Genomic DNA, 16,460 nt, shown 5'->3' with positions numbered 1-16,460 from the left:
CTACAACTTATCGAGCTATACTTCTACGTGTGCGAAATATACGAACAAGAACTACAATGGTACTGTATGCGGCACACAAAAAACCAGTCACCGCCTAAGTTTACAGACTCTGAGCTTTTATGCAGCTACCTTTTTAGCCTTGCCTACGAGCGCAAAACAAGGGTTAAGGACGCCTATGAGTATATAAAACACCATTGGGCTGACTGTTTTCCGGAGCTTCCAAGTTACCAGGCTTATAACGCCCGGCTTAACCGCCTAGCTAGTGCATTGCCTCATTTGGTAGCCCATTTAGCTGCCCGTTATTCTTTTGCCTGCACAAAAGGCAGGGCTTCTTTTTTGCTTACTGACTCCATGCCTATCATAACGTGTAGTGGCAAAAGGGCTGGCAAGGTAGCCAGAGAGCTATGCGACAAAGGCTATAATTCGACCAAAAAGATGCACTACTTCGGTGTTAAGCTGCACGGGCTTGGTTTTTCACGCTCTGGTGCTCTACCTGTAATAGAGTCTATGCAAATTGGGCCGGCTTCAGAACATGACTTACAAGCACAGCGGCAGTTGTTGGAACAGTATGCCCATTTCCCAATTTTTGGGGACAAAGCCTTTAACGACAGCGAACTGGAGCTAATTTGCCAAGACCAGGGCGGAGAGTTGATGTGCCCAGTCAAATATAAGCGAGGGCAACCTCAGCAAGACAGGCAGCGCCACAAGGCGGCTGACGACCTTTATTCAAAAGCTGTTTCTAAGATTCGGCAGCCTATTGAATCCTTTTTTAATTGGCTTATCGAACATACTGATATTCAGAGAGCTAGCCAAGTTCGGTCATTGTCAGGGCTTATCGTCCACATCTTCGGCCGTATCGCAGCAGCTCTAATTTTGATAACTCAGCTAAATTGACATTTAGCTCTTGATTTGCATTATAAGTAATACCGTTGCGTTTTATGGTGTATCACATAATTACAATGATTCGAATTGTGAACTGTACCAAAATACCTTTTCCACGATATTTGATGGTTTATTTATCGCAGAACTAGCTGAGCAAGTTGAAGGATACTATGATTTAAACTCATCTCAGTATGAGTTTGAAATTGAACCTTCAGCTCATGAAGGGTATCAAGGGGATTGATTATCAAGGAATTACTGAAACAGAAAAGGTAGGAGATGTGCTACGATATTTTGGATTCGGAGATGACTGTATAGAATAAAACTCGCTAAGGTTAGTTTTGTAACTAATTTTTCTATTGCGAAAGATTAGTTAAGATGAATATGACTGCTTTAGTTATATTTAATACTTGCTTATTTGCCTTGCTAAACTACTTCGTAACGCATAGAAGCTTATAGTATGGTGGTTTAGAATTTGAAAACCAATCTGTTTTATAAAAAAACATGAATACACCGTTTTCAAAGAGAGCACTTCCGTTTGAACAGTAATGACTCCGTACAATTTGCACCCATGGATAAGTTGCTTTTTATCACTTTTTTACTCCTGTTAAGTAGCTCTTTAAACGCTCAAAGTATGATCATTGCTCATCAGGAAATAGCGCCCGATGAAGCTGTTCTTCCTCTTGGTGTGTTCTCAACCAATTCTATGGGGCTGCATATGGAAGATAGCTTGAGTATGGTATTGAGAAACTTATATGCACTTTACGGTGAACCCATCAGCGATGATCAGATTTCATTAAAGCACAATCCTCTTTTTAGACTTCAAGTAGTAAGCCGGATGCCACGACCCATTTCGCACTACATTGAGCACGGTCTAAAAAGACTTCTTCAAGATTATTTGTTATCAGAATTAATGGAGAACGATACGTTAATTGATGTAATAGTCATAACGGGGTTAGAAGAAGAACGCTTTGATAAGCTGAGGGGCCAGTCAGGTTCGGGCCTTAAAAGCACAGTTTTTGATAGCACATCCTTGTCTACGCTATGTTTGAAATTGATCAATAGGGGGGTACGTATAAAGGTTTTGGATAAGTTGTTGCTGAATGAAAAAATATTCATGAACCTTTCTGATGAAGTCTTTTCCTATAGTTCTCCTATAGAAAAGGTAGTTGCCATTATGAAAAGTGCGGGTGTGATTTGTAGTATAAAGCGGTTGCCGGTTCAGAAAATTAGTGATTAATTAGGGATAGATTTCAGATTGCCTGGCTCACCGGGTTCGGCAATGAGATATAAAAGGTAGTAGAGGATGATCCAACACTGCATAGCTTTCATAATAGCCATATTTATTATTCTTCCTATGAAGAGCAAATGTCAAACAATATTTATCCAGATAGAAGAGATTAGTTATGAAGATTCCAGTCGTTATATGGGAGGAGGAAACTTTGTTTTTACCGCTCAATATCCACTTCGGGATGTTCTCTACCACTGTCTGGCAAGAACAGGATCAGGCATATCAAAAGACTTAATCGAATTAGAGAAGGCCCCCTTAATCAGAATAAAAGCGGGCAGTAAGTCTGAGCTAGCTGAATATGCTCTTTTTCACCGGATAGCTAAAGAACTGATGAATAGATATAACCTTGAACTTCAACTGAAACAGGTTGAAAAGAAGACACTGATATTCCGTAGCGTGGAACAGGCACCAAGCCCCAACCAAAAGAATAGTGGGACCGAACTACATTCAAATGGGGATGTAACCTTGAGCAACGCTTCTTTGTCAACTGTTTGTTGGTGGTTGGGGCATCATGGGGTTGGATTGAGGGTAGATCAGAAAGAGCTGTTAGATGATATTAGGGTTACCTTGGATTTTCCAGCCGAAACCATAGCCCAAATGCCAGATAACATCTCATCAATACAACACCTGTTAAACAATCAAGGTGTTATTTGCGAGCTGGTAAAGGAGCCTATTCAGATTCCGGTAGAGACTTCAGAGTAATCTATTCAGCCATTTAACTTCGGCTGCTACTTACGGAAGGTAGCGATGTTTCAAGCCAACAAATACCCCCGAGCCACCGCCTGAAAATCAGCCACCTCTTTTTCATACCACGCATCGTCCCTGCCCAATTCCTCTTGCAGGATTTTGCCTACAGGCGCTGCCATATCCAATGCAGCCTGAGCATCCATAAACAGGGTACGCAGACGGCGGGCGAGCACATCCTCTATACGCTGCGCCATTTCGTGCCTTGCCATCCAAACGACCTCGGCTTTGGTGTTAGGATATTTGGGGTGAAGGGGTTGCTGTAATTCGGGCTGTTCAGCGATCAGCGCCTGAATGGCTTTCGCCTCGCTGCCGTAGACCCGCCAATGACCTTCCGGGGGGTGCCCGTTGGGATAGCCGTGGAGCCGGATTTGGGCTGAAGTGCTACCCTTGGCGCTCATCTTCTTGACCTTCAGGATTTCATCCACCATATCTTCCCCCATTTGCCGGAAAGTCGTCCACTTGCCACCGAGTATAGAGAAGAGGTCACTGTCGCTCACCACAATTTTATGGCTGCGGGAGACTTCCTTGGTCGCAGCGCCTTCTGTTTTGGGCGCCGCAAGGGGGCGTAATCCGGCAAAAACTGAAAGCACATCGGCCCGCGTCGGCGGTTTGACCAGGTAGTCAGCAGCAGTTTCCAGGATGAAGTCTATTTCTTCTTCCAGGGCCTTGGGCTCTGCCTCTGCTTCAGACCGTGGTGTATCGGTGGTACCCAGGATAAGCGTGCCAAACCATGGGATGCCAAAGAGCACCCGCCCGTCCGGTGTCTCCGGGATCATCAACGCATCTTTACCGCCCAGAAAGGACAAGTCTAATGCCAGGTGAGCACCCTGACTCGGAAGGATGGACTTTCGAACGCCCGGCTGATCCATTTTCAGGATCGTGTCGGAAAATACCCCGGTGGCATTCACGACCGACTTGGCGGGGATAGAAAAAGCTTCTCCTTCAACAAGGTCTTTGGCTTCCACACCATTGATTTTTCCATCGGCAGCTTTGCTCAGCCCGGTCACTTCGGTGTAATTCACCACGCAGCCGCCCATATCCGAACAGGTTTGCGCAACCGCAACCGCCAAGCGGGCATCATCAAACTGCCCATCGTAATAGACCACGCCCCCCAGTAACCCCTCTTGCTTAATGGTGGGAATTTTCTCGACCACCTTCTTCCGGGAAATGATGTGAGAACGCCCAATGCGCAACCGGCCAGCCATCAGGTCATAGACTTTAAGCCCGACCCCGTATTTCAGCTGATCCCAGCGCGTATAAATCGGGATAATGAAGGCTTGCTTACCGGAAAGGTGAGGTGCATTTTTCATCATAAGCCCCCGCTCTTTCAGCGCTTCCAGTACAAGAAAAACATCCCCCTGAGCCAGGTAGCGAACCCCACCGTGCAGCAGCTTAGTACTCCGGCTTGAGGTACCTTTAGCAAAGTCGGCCTTCTCCAAAAGCACGACCGAAAGACCACGGGAAAGCGCGTCAAGCGCAATGCCCAGCCCCGATGCACCACCCCCGATTACGGCAAGATCCCATGGCTCAGACTGATTTTTTATTTTTGCTATATTTTCGTTTCTTTTCATTTTATTTCTTTTGTCCTTCAAAAGTGCATAAAAAAGAAAATAAAAGCAAGTTTAGTTTTCTTTTTTTACCTTTGTTTGAAACTTAGACAGCATCCTATGCAAATTGCGGAACGCCATCGGTTCATTTTGGAGGCCTTGCGGCAAAAAGGGGCAGTCAGTGTGGCGGCACTGAGCGAAGCCATGGACGTCACCACCGTCACGGTGCGCAAAGACCTGCGCCTGCTTGAGGAAAAAGGGGCGTTACTGCGTTCCCACGGGGGGGCAAGCCTGCCGGACACCTACGTTAATGACCGCTCCATTGACGAGAAAATGCAAATCCGGGTGGAGGATAAGCAGCGGATTGCCGTCCGGGCAGTGGAATTGCTGCAGCCGGAAGAAGCGGTCATCATTGGGTCTGGTACAACTGTTCGCGCCTTTGCCCAGGCCATTCCCAAAACGCTGAAGCTCACCGTGCTCACCGGTGCCATGAATGTTAGCCTGGCTTTACTGGATCATCCGGAGGTAGAGCTGGTGCAACTGGGCGGTGTGGTGCGTAAGAGCAGTGCGTCGGTAGTGGGGCACTACGCGGAAGGCATGCTGGCTGATTTTGCCTGCACTAAACTATTCCTGAGTGTAGACGGCATTAGCCCTGATTTTGGGCTCACCACTTCTAACATGATGGAAGCCCACCTGAATGCAAAGATGATTAAAGCCGTTCCTCAGGCAGTCATTCTTGCAGACTCCGGTAAATTTGGCAAGAAAGGCTTTGGGAAAATTTGTGACATTGAAGCGGTCCATACCATTATCACGGATGCGGGGCTGCCGGATGCGGCCCGGCGGGCCATGGAAGATAAAGGGGTAAAGGTGCTCATCGCCTGATCAGTCGTAAAGCAACACCGCTGCCCGCTGCTTCATATATTCCGATCTGCCTTGCAACTCAAGTTCCCGGAGTGCCTTCAGGGGCTCACGGTTCTCCACCCATAGCCTGACCTCGTTGCTGCCATTAAGGATGTCGATAGGCAGTAGCTTGTATTCGTACTCGAAGGGGGGCTGCCGCCACCGGAGCCGGGCTTCCGGCAAATGGAACAGGTATTGCAGAATACACAGCCCGGACTGCCAGGGCCGGAAATCCTGGAGATTCAGCAGGTGCAGCTGATAGCCCCCGCAGCGCTCGCCTGCATGTTTTTCGAAGGTCGGCTCAAAGTAGATGGGCCGTAGCCGAAAGCCACGCAGCCCGCTCTTCAGCAAAGCAGATTCCAGGCCGGGCAGGGCCTGATAAGGATCAAATCCCGGGTAGCCAAAGACTTCAAACGGGCGGGTGGTACCCCGGCCTTCCGACCAATTCGTACCTTCCCAAAAGACCATACCCGGAAAAACCTGGGCGGTCAGCAACGCAGGCATATTGGGCGAGGGGTTAGCCCACAGCAGCTCCGTTTTTTCAAAGGCCATAGCCCGGTGCCACCCGGTCATGGCTACCACCTTAAGGTCGCAGGATGTTGCTGTGGCTCCATTGACCAGGAGCGCAAATTCTCCAATCGTCAGTCCATGCCTCGCGGGCAAAGGGGACAGCCCGATGAAAGACCGGTATTCCAAATCCAGCAGATTGCCTTCAACCCGTATCCCTCCAAGGGGATTGGGGCGGTCGAGGACCCAAACGGGGATGCGGGCTTTGGCGCAGGCTTCCATCATCAGTTGCAAAGTATAAATGTAGGTGTAGGGGCGCGCGCCCACGTCCTGCAAGTCCACAATAACCTGGTCCAGCCCCTGCAGCATGGCGGGGGTAGGGGAGCGGTTGGCCTCATAGAGACTATGTACCGGTATCTGGAAGAATGGGTGGATGTAGTGGGGGCTTTCGATCATATTGTCCTGCGCTTCCCCAAACAGGCCGTGCTGAGGCGAAAAAACAGCCCGCAGCCGGGGGGCGAAAACCCGGTGCATAGCAGATAGCCCATCTTCCCCTGTAGCTGTTATGGAGGCATTGTGGCATAGGTAGCCGATGTGCTGCCCGCATGCTTGTTGAAGGGCGGGAGTACGCAGAAGCTGGTCGAGGCCGGTTTGTACGGGCATAGTTAAAAGGTTAGAGTAACGTAAGGCCCGGAATCCGGAAGGGCGTGAGGAAAGGGTCGGCCGGCGGGCGCTCCGTAATGAGGTACTGCAGTTCGCTGAGTTGGCAGACCCGCATCTTAGTGCTGGTGTTAAGCTTCTCAGAAATAGCAAGTGCGGCGGTTTGGCCCGAGACTTCGCGCATCGCCTGTTTGACTTCCACCACTTCCCAGTCGCTATCCGTCAGGCCGTTGATGGGGTCAATACTGTTGGCCCCAAGCAGGCACAAGTCCGGGCTGAGGCTGAGCAACTTTTTGATGACTTCCCCTCCGGTACTGATCTGCGCATCGCCCGAGATACGGCCACCGATGAAGAGCGTCTCGCTGTCGCTATGCCGGGCCAACTGCATTGCCACAGGCAGGCTTACGGTAAAGAAGGTGACTTTCAGCCCGGAAGGCAGAAGGCGGGCTACCTCCAGGTTGGTTGTGCCACCACTAATAAGGATGTGCATGCCGTTGCGGAAAAGGCTTATTGCTTTGCGGGCAATAGCCGTCTTTTCGGCATAGGCGTAAATTTCACTCTCAATAGCACCCACCATCCGGAAAGAGTTGGATATGGCGCCTCCTCGTACTTTTTTAAGTTTGCCATCTTCTGCAAGTTCTTGCAAATCTCTTCGGATAGTGTCCTCCGATACTTTCAGGAGTTCACTTAAATCAGCTTGCAGGACCTTATTGTGCACATTGACTTCCCTTAAAATTAGCAACTGTCTTTCCGGTTTTAGCATGCTTTTATTTCTTCAGTTTGGGCTTTCTTGAAATAATTGAATAGCCTGATCCCGAGTGTAGGGGCACTATGTTTTCTTAAAAACTTGCATAAAGTTGCAAACAAAATGGCATTAAATTTAATTATTTGCTGTATTATGCATTGAAATTGGCGGTATGGCTCAATAAAATACCGCATTTCGGGCAAGGCTTAGAATCAATACCAAATAACACTTTACACCAATCGCTATTAACAAAAACAACAGATTATGAAACAAAGCCTACTCAAGGCGAAGATGCCGCTACTGATGCTCCTCATGCTGGGGCTGCCACTTCTGGCATTTTCGCAGAAAATCAACTTCACGGTTAGTGGCACCGTACAAGACTATGACGGCAACCCGCTTATTGGTGCTTCTGCTTTTGTGGAAGGGCTGGCGATGGGCGCGGTTACCGATATTGACGGGCAGTTTGCCATTAAAGGAGAAGCCGAAGCAGGGGAGTACCAACTTCAGGTTACCTATGTGGGCTTCACACCGGTAAGACGAACGTTTGCCATCAGCGCAGCGGCACCAGAAGTTACGCTGGAGATCAGCCTGGCCGATGATGTCATGGACATGGAGGAGGTCGTTGTAGTAGGCTCCTCCGTAACCACTAAGCGCAAGCAGCTCGGCAACGCGGTCAATGTGCTGAAGTCTGATAAGCTCACCGTCGCTAACCCACAGGGGGTGACGGGCGCACTGCAGGGTAAGCTTCCAGGCGCACGTATTACGCAAAACTCTGGAGACCCTGCCGGTGGTTTCAGCGTGCAGTTGCGGGGGGCAAGTACACTCCTGGGGTCTTCGGAACCCCTTTACGTTATCGACGGTGTTATTATCAGCAACAATACCACCAATGTAACCAATATCAATGCCGGCGGCGGCGCTTCCCAGCCGGGCACCAACCGACTGGCAGATATTAACCCGAATGATATCGCTGATATTACGGTTATCAACGGTGCCGCGGCAGCGGCTCAGTACGGCTCACGGGCGTCCAATGGGGTGGTGCTCATTACCACCAAGCGGGGCAAGGCCGGTAAGCCTTCATTTAGCTATTCTTCCGGTTTTAACGTTAACGAGCTACGCAAGCCGGTTTACGTAAACCTGAGGGGCGAACAGTTCGGCAGCGCTGATCAGCGCCTTTACCCTATTGCAGGGACAAACGCGGACGGAAACCTTACCGTTGGCGCCAATTTCTCCACAGAGAAAGTACCAGTGACCCGCTACGATTACCAGGATCAGATCTTTGATACCGGCTATGGCACTGATCAGCACCTTTCGGTACGCGGCGGCAATGAGCAGTCCAATTATTATGCATCGTTGTCGTATACCCTCAATGAGGGCATCATCCGCAATACGGATTTTCAGCGTTATGGTGCCCGCTTCCGCTTCAATCAGTCGGTAAACGACTGGGCGAGCTTCTCCATCGGGCTGAATTATAACAACTCGTTTTCCAACGAACGGCCGGACGGCAACGTCTTCTGGTCCCCAATCAATGCCTTCAATATTACCAACAACATCTGGGATATCACGCAGCGGGATGAGCTGGGCAATCTGCAGTCTGTGGAGCCTACCCGGGTGAACCCACTCAGCGTTATCGAAGATTTTGACATCACACAATCGGTCAACCGGGCTATTTCTGACTTCCAGCTCAAACTTTTCCCGCTTAAAGGCCTGACAATCGACTACATAGTCGGGGTAGACGCGTACAATCAGGAGGGTAATATCTTCATCCCTCCTTATCCATACGCTCCGGTCAATCCTACTTACTTCGACGATGGCTATGCTTCCACGGCGAACAACAACGTCTTCCTGATCAACAACGACATCAATATCTCTTATGAGAAGGAAATTAGCAGCAGCCTGGTATCCATTACCAAAGCAGGCTTCTCTGACCAGTATTCTCAGAATGCGTTCTCGGTGGCCCAGGGCCGCGGGCTGGCGCCATTTGTGGAAACGGTCAATGGTGCGAGTATCATTCTCAACCCGGCGGCCAATACTGACCGCTTGCGCATCTGGGGTTACTACCTGCAGCAAACCTTTGGGCTGAACGACCGCCTGTTCCTGACTGCGGCAGCCCGGGTGGATGCAGCCAGCTCCTTTAGCGAAGACAACCGCAATATTATTTACCCTAAGGTGAGTGCCAGCTACGTCTTATCCAGTGAGCCTTTCTGGCAGGAAAGCGGACTGGGCAGGACTATCAGCCTCTTCAAGCTCCGTGCTTCCTGGGGGCAGGCAGGTAACCTGACGGCCATCGGGCCTTACGCCCGTTTCTCTACCTATAACACCGGTAACCTTGCAGGCAGCGTAGCTATCAACCAAAGCAGCACTCTGGCCAACCCGGATGTGCGCCCCGAGGTGAATACAGAAACAGAAATCGGAGCAGATGTCTCCTTCCTGAAAGACCGTATTGGTATGTCATTTACCTGGTATAATCAGGATATTGACGACCTCCTCGTGAGCCGTTCGCTGGCCGCTTCTCAGGGTGGTAGCGCCATTACAACTAATGTAGGGTCGCTTGAAAACAAAGGTGTGGAAGTCCTGCTCTATGGCTCGCCTATCCGCAAGCGCGATTTCAGCTGGGATATCTCCCTCAACTTCTCCCGCAACCGCAACCGCGTCACGAACCTCGGGCAGGCGCGTACGGCGGTGCCTAACGTAACCGGTGCACCGATCTTCCTGGTTGATGATCAGCCGCTGGGCGTATTCTTTGGAACATATATTGCCCGTGACGACAACGGTGACCCTCTGCTTACCCCCGAAGGCTTCCTGCAACAGGAGCGGGGTGATGCTGCTACCAATATGCCACAGCGGGATGCTAACGGGCAGCCAACAGGTACGCCTCTTCAGCAGGTTATTGGTGACCCTAACCCCGACTACATCCTGGGCGGTAGCACCACCTTCAACTACAAGCGCTTCGGAATTACAGCTGTAATCGAGAGCGTACAAGGGCAGGACGTATTCGACGCCGACAAGCGGACCCGTCAGGGCGTAGGTATCGGTGAATACGCTGAGCAGGAACTATCCGGCGAACTGCCGCGTGGCTGGATTTGGGCCATGTACCCCATCCTGGAATGGCGGATTTCTGACGGCTCCTTTACTAAGCTCCGGGAGTTGTCTGTGAGCTACACCATCCCGGATATTGGCGGTGTGCTGAGCAATACCACCATTTCTGTGGGGGGGCGCAATCTCTTCTCTATTGACAACTTCACCAGTTACGATCCGGAGACCAATGCCGGTGGGCAAAGTAACCTGATGCGGAACGTCAACTTCGGTAATGTGCCCATTCCACGGGTATACACCCTGAACATCCGTACCAATTTCTAAACCTGTAGAACCAGAAAAAGCAAACTATGATGATTTCAAGATATAAAACCCTCAGCAGCCTGTTAATGGCCCTGATGCTTTTAGCCAGCTGTGAGACAGACTTTACCAATCCCGGCGCTGCCACCGAAGATCAGGTGCTGAACAGCCCTGATGGCCTCATCGGCCTGGCAGTAGGCATTCAAAAACGCTGGAGTGTGGGGCGGCAGAGCCCGGTTTATACTACCGTGACAGCCGCTGGTTTTACGACCTTCGAGCTGCGCCTCATCAACCCGGGCAACAGTGAGGAGAACGCCTTGTCCATTGGTAAAGATGAGCTGATCGGTACCAACGGCGTGGTGTCCAATCTCTGGGAAGAAGCCCTGCTGGTCCGCAATGAGTCAGATCAGATCCTGGTGAATGCAGAAAAAATCCCGGATGCCGGGGTGCGCTCCGGGCTAATCGCAACTGGTGCGATTTTCAAGGCGCTGGCTAATGGCACCCTGGCTCAGTTTTTTGAGCAGCTGCCTTTGGCAAATGCGGAGAATGCGGTGTTCAGCTCCCGTGAAGCGGCGCTGGAAGATGCGATCGCAGCCCTGGAAGCGGCACGCAGCACAGTCAACGCAGCACCGGTGTCCGCTGCGTTTTTGGACAAAACCCCTGCTAGTATTGACGCTATCAACACCATCAATGCACTACTGGCGCGTTACCATAACATGCTCGGCAACCACGACGCGGCTATTGAAGCCGCGAACCGGGTCGACTTGTCCTCCATGTCCACTTTTGCTTACGATGCGGTCAATACCAACCCCATCGCTTTTGTCTCTATCCTAACCAACAACGTCTATCAGCCGGTCGACCTCACCCTCGGGCTGCCTGATGGGCTGGCACCGGATGCTGGCGATCAGCGCCTGCCGTTTTACTTTCAGAACCTGACCCCTGACAACAACGATTTCCGTGCGGCGGCGTTCTGGGATGCACCAGATAAGGCTATCCCGGTGTACCTGCCTGGGGAAATGGCCCTCATCCGTGCCGAGGCGCTTGCCCGCAAGGGGATGGTAGGAGAGGCTATTGATGCGCTGAACGAGGTGCTGACCAAACAGCCCACCGAGGATGCTTTCGGGGTAGGTGCCGGCCTTAATGCTTACACTGGAGCAGAAACGCAGGAGGCGGTACTTGATGCCATCTATGCCAATCGGTGTATTGAGCTGATGATGTCCGGGCTGCGCCTGGAGGACAGCCGCCGCTTCGGCCGCCCGGCTCCCAATACAGACAATGAAGAGCGCAACCGCAATTTCTATCCGTATCCGGACAGTGAGCGGGCCAACAACACCAACACACCGGAAGACCCCGAGATTTAAACAGCTGTTTTTTTAGAAGGGACTTCACAATATTTATAGGTTAAAAGGCGGGGAACAGTGGCGTTATTTTCGTCCGCTGTTCCTCGCTCTAATGCTACCAATATGGCGTATTCTGAAACAGACATCCTTAAAACCTGGCAGCTTAATGCCAAGCCATGGATTGAAACACTGGAGAACGGAGATATCCCCTCCCGTGCACTGGCAACGAATCAAGCGATAGTGGATGCCTGCCTTAGCCTGAAACCCCAACGTGCTTTGGATATTGGGTGCGGGGAAGGCTGGCTGTGCCGGGCCCTGGCTGAAGCTGGGGTGGAAATGACCGGCCTGGATGGTGTTCCGGGGCTGATTGCAAATGCACAGCGCAAAGGCGGAGCTCAATACCTCACCTGTTCCTATGAAAAATTGCTCAGTGGGCTGCCTGAGGGGCTGACCCCCCCCTATGACCTGGCGGTTTGCAATTTCGCCTTGTTTGGAAAAGACCTGACCGTTGCGCTCGCAGAGGTGGTGCACAGCCTGCTTACAGCGAAAGGCCGCTGGGTCATCCAAACGTTGCATCCGGATTACCCCATGGCTGCACCGCCTGGCAGCTGGGCCACTGAAGACTGGTCGGCTATGAAGCGGTCTTTCCAGTCGGGTTACGCCTGGTACCGTTGGACTAAAGCGGGCTGGCAGGAAATGCTACAACGTGCTGGCTTTAAAGAATTTAAATGGGAAGAGGTATACGTGGGTGAGGCTTCCTCTCCCCTTTCTCTGCTTATTGAAGCTGGAAAATAAGCCTGGGTTTAGCGGAGGATGCTTACATTTGCCCTTCGCAAAAAACCGATACCGAATGATATCCGATATCCTCCTGAAGCTGGTGGCCGAACGCACCGGGCTGCCCATCCGCAAAGTCAAAAACACCCTGGAGCTCTTAGTGGACGGGGCTACCATCCCCTTCATTGCCCGTTATCGTAAGGAAGCCACAGGCTCGCTTGATGAAGTGCAGATTGCTGAAATACAGCGGGAGCACAAGCAACTGGAAGACCTCCAAAAGCGCAAGGAAACCATCCTGTCGGCTATTGAAGAGCAGGGCAAGCTCACCGATGACCTGCGCCGCCGCATTGAGCAGACTTATGACAGTACTACGCTGGAGGACCTTTATCTGCCGTATAAACGAAAGCGCAAAACCCGGGCTTCTGTGGCTCGCGAAAAAGGATTGGAGCCATTGGCAGAGCAGCTCTTCCGGCAACAGGACCGGGATGCAGAGCGGGCCGCATCGCCTTTCCTGAATGATGAGGTGCCCAATGTGGAAGAAGCTTTGCAGGGCGCGCGGGATATCATTGCTGAATGGATAAATGAAGATGAAAAGGCCCGTAATCTCGTGCGGGCAGCCTTTCGCCGGGAGGCGACCATCCGCTCTAAGGTGGCGCGTGGCAAAGAAGAGGAAGGCGCGAAGTACCGCGATTATTTCGATTTTGAGGAACCACTGAAGAAATGCCCTTCCCACCGCATGCTCGCCATCCGCCGGGGAGAGGAGGAAGGTATCCTGCGGGTGTATGTGACGCCCGATGAAGACGATACCATTTACCGCCTGGAGCGCAAGTACGTTGAGGGCAACGGCAGTGCTGCCCGGCAGGTGAAGGAGGCGGTGCAGGATGGATACAAGCGCCTGCTGAGCCCAAGCATAGAAACGGAATTCCGGAATCTCTCCAAAGCACAGGCCGATGAGGAAGCGATTGGCGTATTTGCTACCAACCTCCGGCAATTGCTCCTGACTGCTCCCCTCGGGCAAAAGCGTACCCTGGGTATCGACCCGGGGTTCCGTACCGGCTGCAAAGTGGTGGTGCTGGATGCAAGTGGCAATCTGCTGGACAACACCGCCATCTATCCTCACCCGCCTCAAAAGGATCAGTACCAGGCGATGGAGACTCTGAAGCATTTGGTGCGGCAATTTGAAATAGAAGCTATTGCTGTGGGCAATGGTACGGCGGGGCGGGAAACCCTTAGCCTTTGCCAGGCAACTGATTTTGGGCGGAAGCTGGATATTTTCTCAGTTAATGAAGCCGGAGCGTCCATTTACTCCGCCTCTGAAATCGCACGCGAGGAGTTCCCGAATGAGGATGTGACCGTGCGCGGCGCAGTCTCTATTGGCCGACGCCTGATGGACCCGCTGGCTGAACTCGTCAAGATTGACCCCAAAAGCATAGGCGTAGGCCAGTATCAGCACGATGTCAATCAGACCCGGTTAAAGGAAAGCCTGGATCAGGTCGTGGAAAGCGCGGTGAACTCCGTGGGCATCAACGTGAATACGGCCAGTCAGCACCTGCTTACTTATGTATCTGGTCTGGGGCCAACGCTAGCCAAAAATATCGTGACTTACCGGTCTGAAAACGGACCCTTCCAGTCCCGCCGGCAGTTGCTCAAAGTGCCGCGCATGGGGGAAAAGGCGTTTGAACAGGCGGCGGGCTTCCTGCGCATACGGGAGGGTAAGCATCCACTCGACAATACGGCTGTGCACCCGGAGACGTACCCGATTGTGGAGCAGATGGCTAAAGATTTGGGCTGTACGGTACAAGATCTGATCGATCAGCCAAAGTTGCGGAAGCAGATCGACCTACGGCGCTACACTTCCGAGACGGTAGGCCTGCCGACACTCAACGACATTATGAAGGAATTGGAAAAGCCGGGCCTTGATCCGCGTGGTACCGCCAAAACCTTCGAGTTCGCCAATATTCATACCATCAATGACCTGGAAATCGGCATGGTGGTGCCGGGCATCGTCAATAACATCACCAATTTTGGTGCTTTTGTGGATATCGGGATCAAAGAGAGTGGCCTGGTGCACATCAGTCAGCTCGCCAACAAGTTTGTGAAAAACCCGGCCGATGTGGTCACCCTGAATCAGGAGGTTATGGTCAAAGTGATGGACGTGGACCTGAAGCGGGGCCGGGTGCAGTTGTCGATGAAGGCGGTGTAGGTTGTTAGTTCAGAGAGGGGAAGAATACTGCCTAATAGGTATTTTGATCTAAATCATTAATTACGTTTTTCACATAGTCTTCATCAACTTCAAGGGCTTCACATATCAAGTTAATTTCCATGCCAAGCCGAATCATATTTATGCAGGTTTGCCTTGTCTTTTTATCAGCGCCCCTGTTTTCATAAGCATCTAGCGCGCTGATAAATTCTGGTTGCTGTGCTGCGGGAATTTCACTCATAATGACTTCAATTTTTTCTATTTCGCCTGGTATTTTATTCAGATAATAAACGATTAATGGTTTGTACAAGTTCCCATCTTCATCTATACTTCCTAAGAGAAAGAATCTCATCCGATCTACCAGATAGGCTCGATTATGGTAATGCTTGAGAGCAAGAAAACTTGCAGCTGTTACTGAATCAAATCGTTCTTCGATGTCTTTATCTGATTGCCGTTGCAGATCATGATAAATATAATCAAAGTTGGGTAAATAGCAGGACAAAGCGTCGCTAAGTTCAGGAAAGTGGTCAAAGATGGTTTGATATTTCCACGAATCTTTACCATGATAGAATAAAATTGGGAGGATTAGCCTCTGTGGCTCTTTGTTTTCTGCTCTTCTTAGCATTGCACTACTTACATAATGCAGCATTTGGAATGGAGCCTTTTCATCAATATAGCTTTTATGTTCGAATAGGAAGCAGAGATTTATTCCTATACCAGCATCCGTTTCAGCTTTGAAGACCACGTCAGAAAAAGATTGTTTTAACTTCTCATCAATGTAAGAGTCATTGTCAAGTTCAAGTGTATCGAAAACAATCATCCTTTTGATGGGCTCAGGCAAATAGGCATTAAGGTATTGCTTTACCCTGGATGTTTCAGACATCAGTTTTCGAAAGAAACCGTCGTGGGAGCGAGAGAGCTTTTCCATTCTGCAAGATACGAAAAGGAAACAAATAAAACCATATTATTTGATTTTATTTGTTTTTTAAAGTGTTTTTTATCCACTCAGGAAGAAACAGATACGAGCACTTACCGTAGAACCTGTTCTTTTAACCGCTCCACCAATACCTCCGGAGCCGCATCAATACTCAATACCACCGCATCAGCAGGCGGCTCAAGCGCATCAAATTGAGATTGCAGCAGGGCCGGGGGCATGAAGTGGTCCTTTCGGGCTTCCATCCGTGATTTGATCAGGTTGTAGCTGCCTTCCAGGTAGACCCAGGTGGTTTGGGCTTCAATACCGGCGCTGAGGGTGGCCCTGTACCGGGCCTTTAGGGCAGAACAGGCCAGCACAAGGGACTGCCCCGCTTCGAGTTTTTCGACAACGAACCGGTGTATGGCTGCCAGCCAGTCTGCCCGGTCTTCGTCCGTCAGCGGCTGTCCTGCGGTCATCTTTTCGACGTTGGCATCGGGGTGGAAATCGTCCCCGTCGTAGAAGGGGAGACCTGTGGCTTCGGCAAACTGCCCGCCAATGGTTGACTTCCCGCTTCCTGCAACGCCCATGATGTAGATGACACGGCTCATATGTTCAGTAATG

General features: G+C 50.9%; 13 protein-coding genes. 8 read left to right on the top strand and 5 right to left on the bottom strand.

Features of this window, described 5'->3' with window-relative positions; genetic code table 11:
* The first annotated feature begins 66 nt into the window (after positions 1-66).
* From ACO08I_RS09415 to ACO08I_RS09405, 3 genes are all read left to right on the top strand, one after another.
* Positions 67-894, top strand: coding sequence for a transposase (locus tag ACO08I_RS09415; protein WP_421949160.1), 828 nt, complete (start codon positions 67-69; stop codon positions 892-894).
* Between the two features lie 556 nt (positions 895-1,450).
* Positions 1,451-2,119 carry a hypothetical protein gene (locus tag ACO08I_RS09410; RefSeq protein ID WP_421949159.1) on the top strand — a complete coding sequence of 223 codons (669 nt, stop codon included), beginning with the start codon at positions 1,451-1,453 and terminating at the stop codon, positions 2,117-2,119.
* A 66-nt stretch (positions 2,120-2,185) separates the two neighbouring features.
* Positions 2,186-2,872, top strand: a complete 687-nt coding sequence (locus ACO08I_RS09405) for a hypothetical protein (protein ID WP_421949158.1) — start codon at positions 2,186-2,188, stop codon at positions 2,870-2,872.
* Between the two features lie 50 nt (positions 2,873-2,922).
* Here ACO08I_RS09405 and ACO08I_RS09400 read toward each other — a convergent pair whose 3' ends face one another.
* Entirely contained in the window at positions 2,923-4,488 is a 1,566-nt protein-coding gene (locus tag ACO08I_RS09400) for a glycerol-3-phosphate dehydrogenase/oxidase (RefSeq protein WP_421949157.1), read from the bottom strand.
* Between the two features lie 96 nt (positions 4,489-4,584).
* Here ACO08I_RS09400 and ACO08I_RS09395 point away from each other — a divergent pair, with 96 nt between their 5' ends.
* A complete protein-coding gene (locus ACO08I_RS09395) occupies positions 4,585-5,346 on the top strand; it encodes a DeoR/GlpR family DNA-binding transcription regulator (protein ID WP_421949156.1) in 762 nt (253 codons plus the stop codon).
* Here the strand turns inward: ACO08I_RS09395 and ACO08I_RS09390 are convergent, their stop codons facing one another.
* Positions 5,347-6,534 (bottom strand): exo-beta-N-acetylmuramidase NamZ family protein, encoded by a 1,188-nt coding sequence (locus ACO08I_RS09390; RefSeq protein ID WP_421949155.1) that lies wholly within the window; start codon positions 6,532-6,534, stop codon positions 5,347-5,349.
* A gap of 10 nt (positions 6,535-6,544) precedes the next feature.
* A complete protein-coding gene (locus tag ACO08I_RS09385) occupies positions 6,545-7,273 on the bottom strand; it encodes a DeoR/GlpR family DNA-binding transcription regulator (RefSeq protein ID WP_293564118.1) in 729 nt (242 codons plus the stop codon).
* A gap of 267 nt (positions 7,274-7,540) precedes the next feature.
* Between ACO08I_RS09385 and ACO08I_RS09380 the strand changes: the two genes are divergently transcribed.
* The 4 genes from ACO08I_RS09380 (at position 7,541) to ACO08I_RS09365 (ending at position 14,926) form a co-directional block, all read left to right on the top strand.
* A complete protein-coding gene (locus ACO08I_RS09380) occupies positions 7,541-10,633 on the top strand; it encodes a SusC/RagA family TonB-linked outer membrane protein (protein WP_282780749.1) in 3,093 nt (1,030 codons plus the stop codon).
* Positions 10,634-10,659: 26 nt separating this feature from the next.
* Positions 10,660-11,970: a RagB/SusD family nutrient uptake outer membrane protein gene (locus ACO08I_RS09375; protein ID WP_282780747.1), complete on the top strand. Its 1,311-nt coding sequence runs from the start codon at positions 10,660-10,662 to the stop codon at positions 11,968-11,970.
* A gap of 102 nt (positions 11,971-12,072) precedes the next feature.
* Complete coding sequence (locus ACO08I_RS09370; RefSeq protein WP_421949154.1) at positions 12,073-12,744, top strand: class I SAM-dependent methyltransferase; 672 nt, start codon at positions 12,073-12,075, stop codon at positions 12,742-12,744.
* Positions 12,745-12,799: 55 nt separating this feature from the next.
* Complete coding sequence (locus ACO08I_RS09365; RefSeq protein ID WP_421949153.1) at positions 12,800-14,926, top strand: Tex family protein; 2,127 nt, start codon at positions 12,800-12,802, stop codon at positions 14,924-14,926.
* A gap of 31 nt (positions 14,927-14,957) precedes the next feature.
* Here ACO08I_RS09365 and ACO08I_RS09360 read toward each other — a convergent pair whose 3' ends face one another.
* On the bottom strand, positions 14,958-15,851 hold the full coding sequence (locus ACO08I_RS09360; RefSeq protein ID WP_282780741.1) for an Rpn family recombination-promoting nuclease/putative transposase: 894 nt from the start codon (positions 15,849-15,851) through the stop codon (positions 14,958-14,960).
* A 101-nt stretch (positions 15,852-15,952) separates the two neighbouring features.
* Positions 15,953-16,447: a gluconokinase gene (locus ACO08I_RS09355; protein ID WP_421949152.1), complete on the bottom strand. Its 495-nt coding sequence runs from the start codon at positions 16,445-16,447 to the stop codon at positions 15,953-15,955.
* Positions 16,448-16,460 lie beyond the last annotated feature (13 nt).

Source organism: Phaeodactylibacter xiamenensis (genome assembly GCF_965229835.1).
Lineage (GTDB): Bacteria > Bacteroidota > Bacteroidia > Chitinophagales > Saprospiraceae > Phaeodactylibacter > Phaeodactylibacter xiamenensis.
Note: the sequence above shows the minus strand (reverse complement) of the source record. Positions and strands in the feature narration are given on the sequence as shown.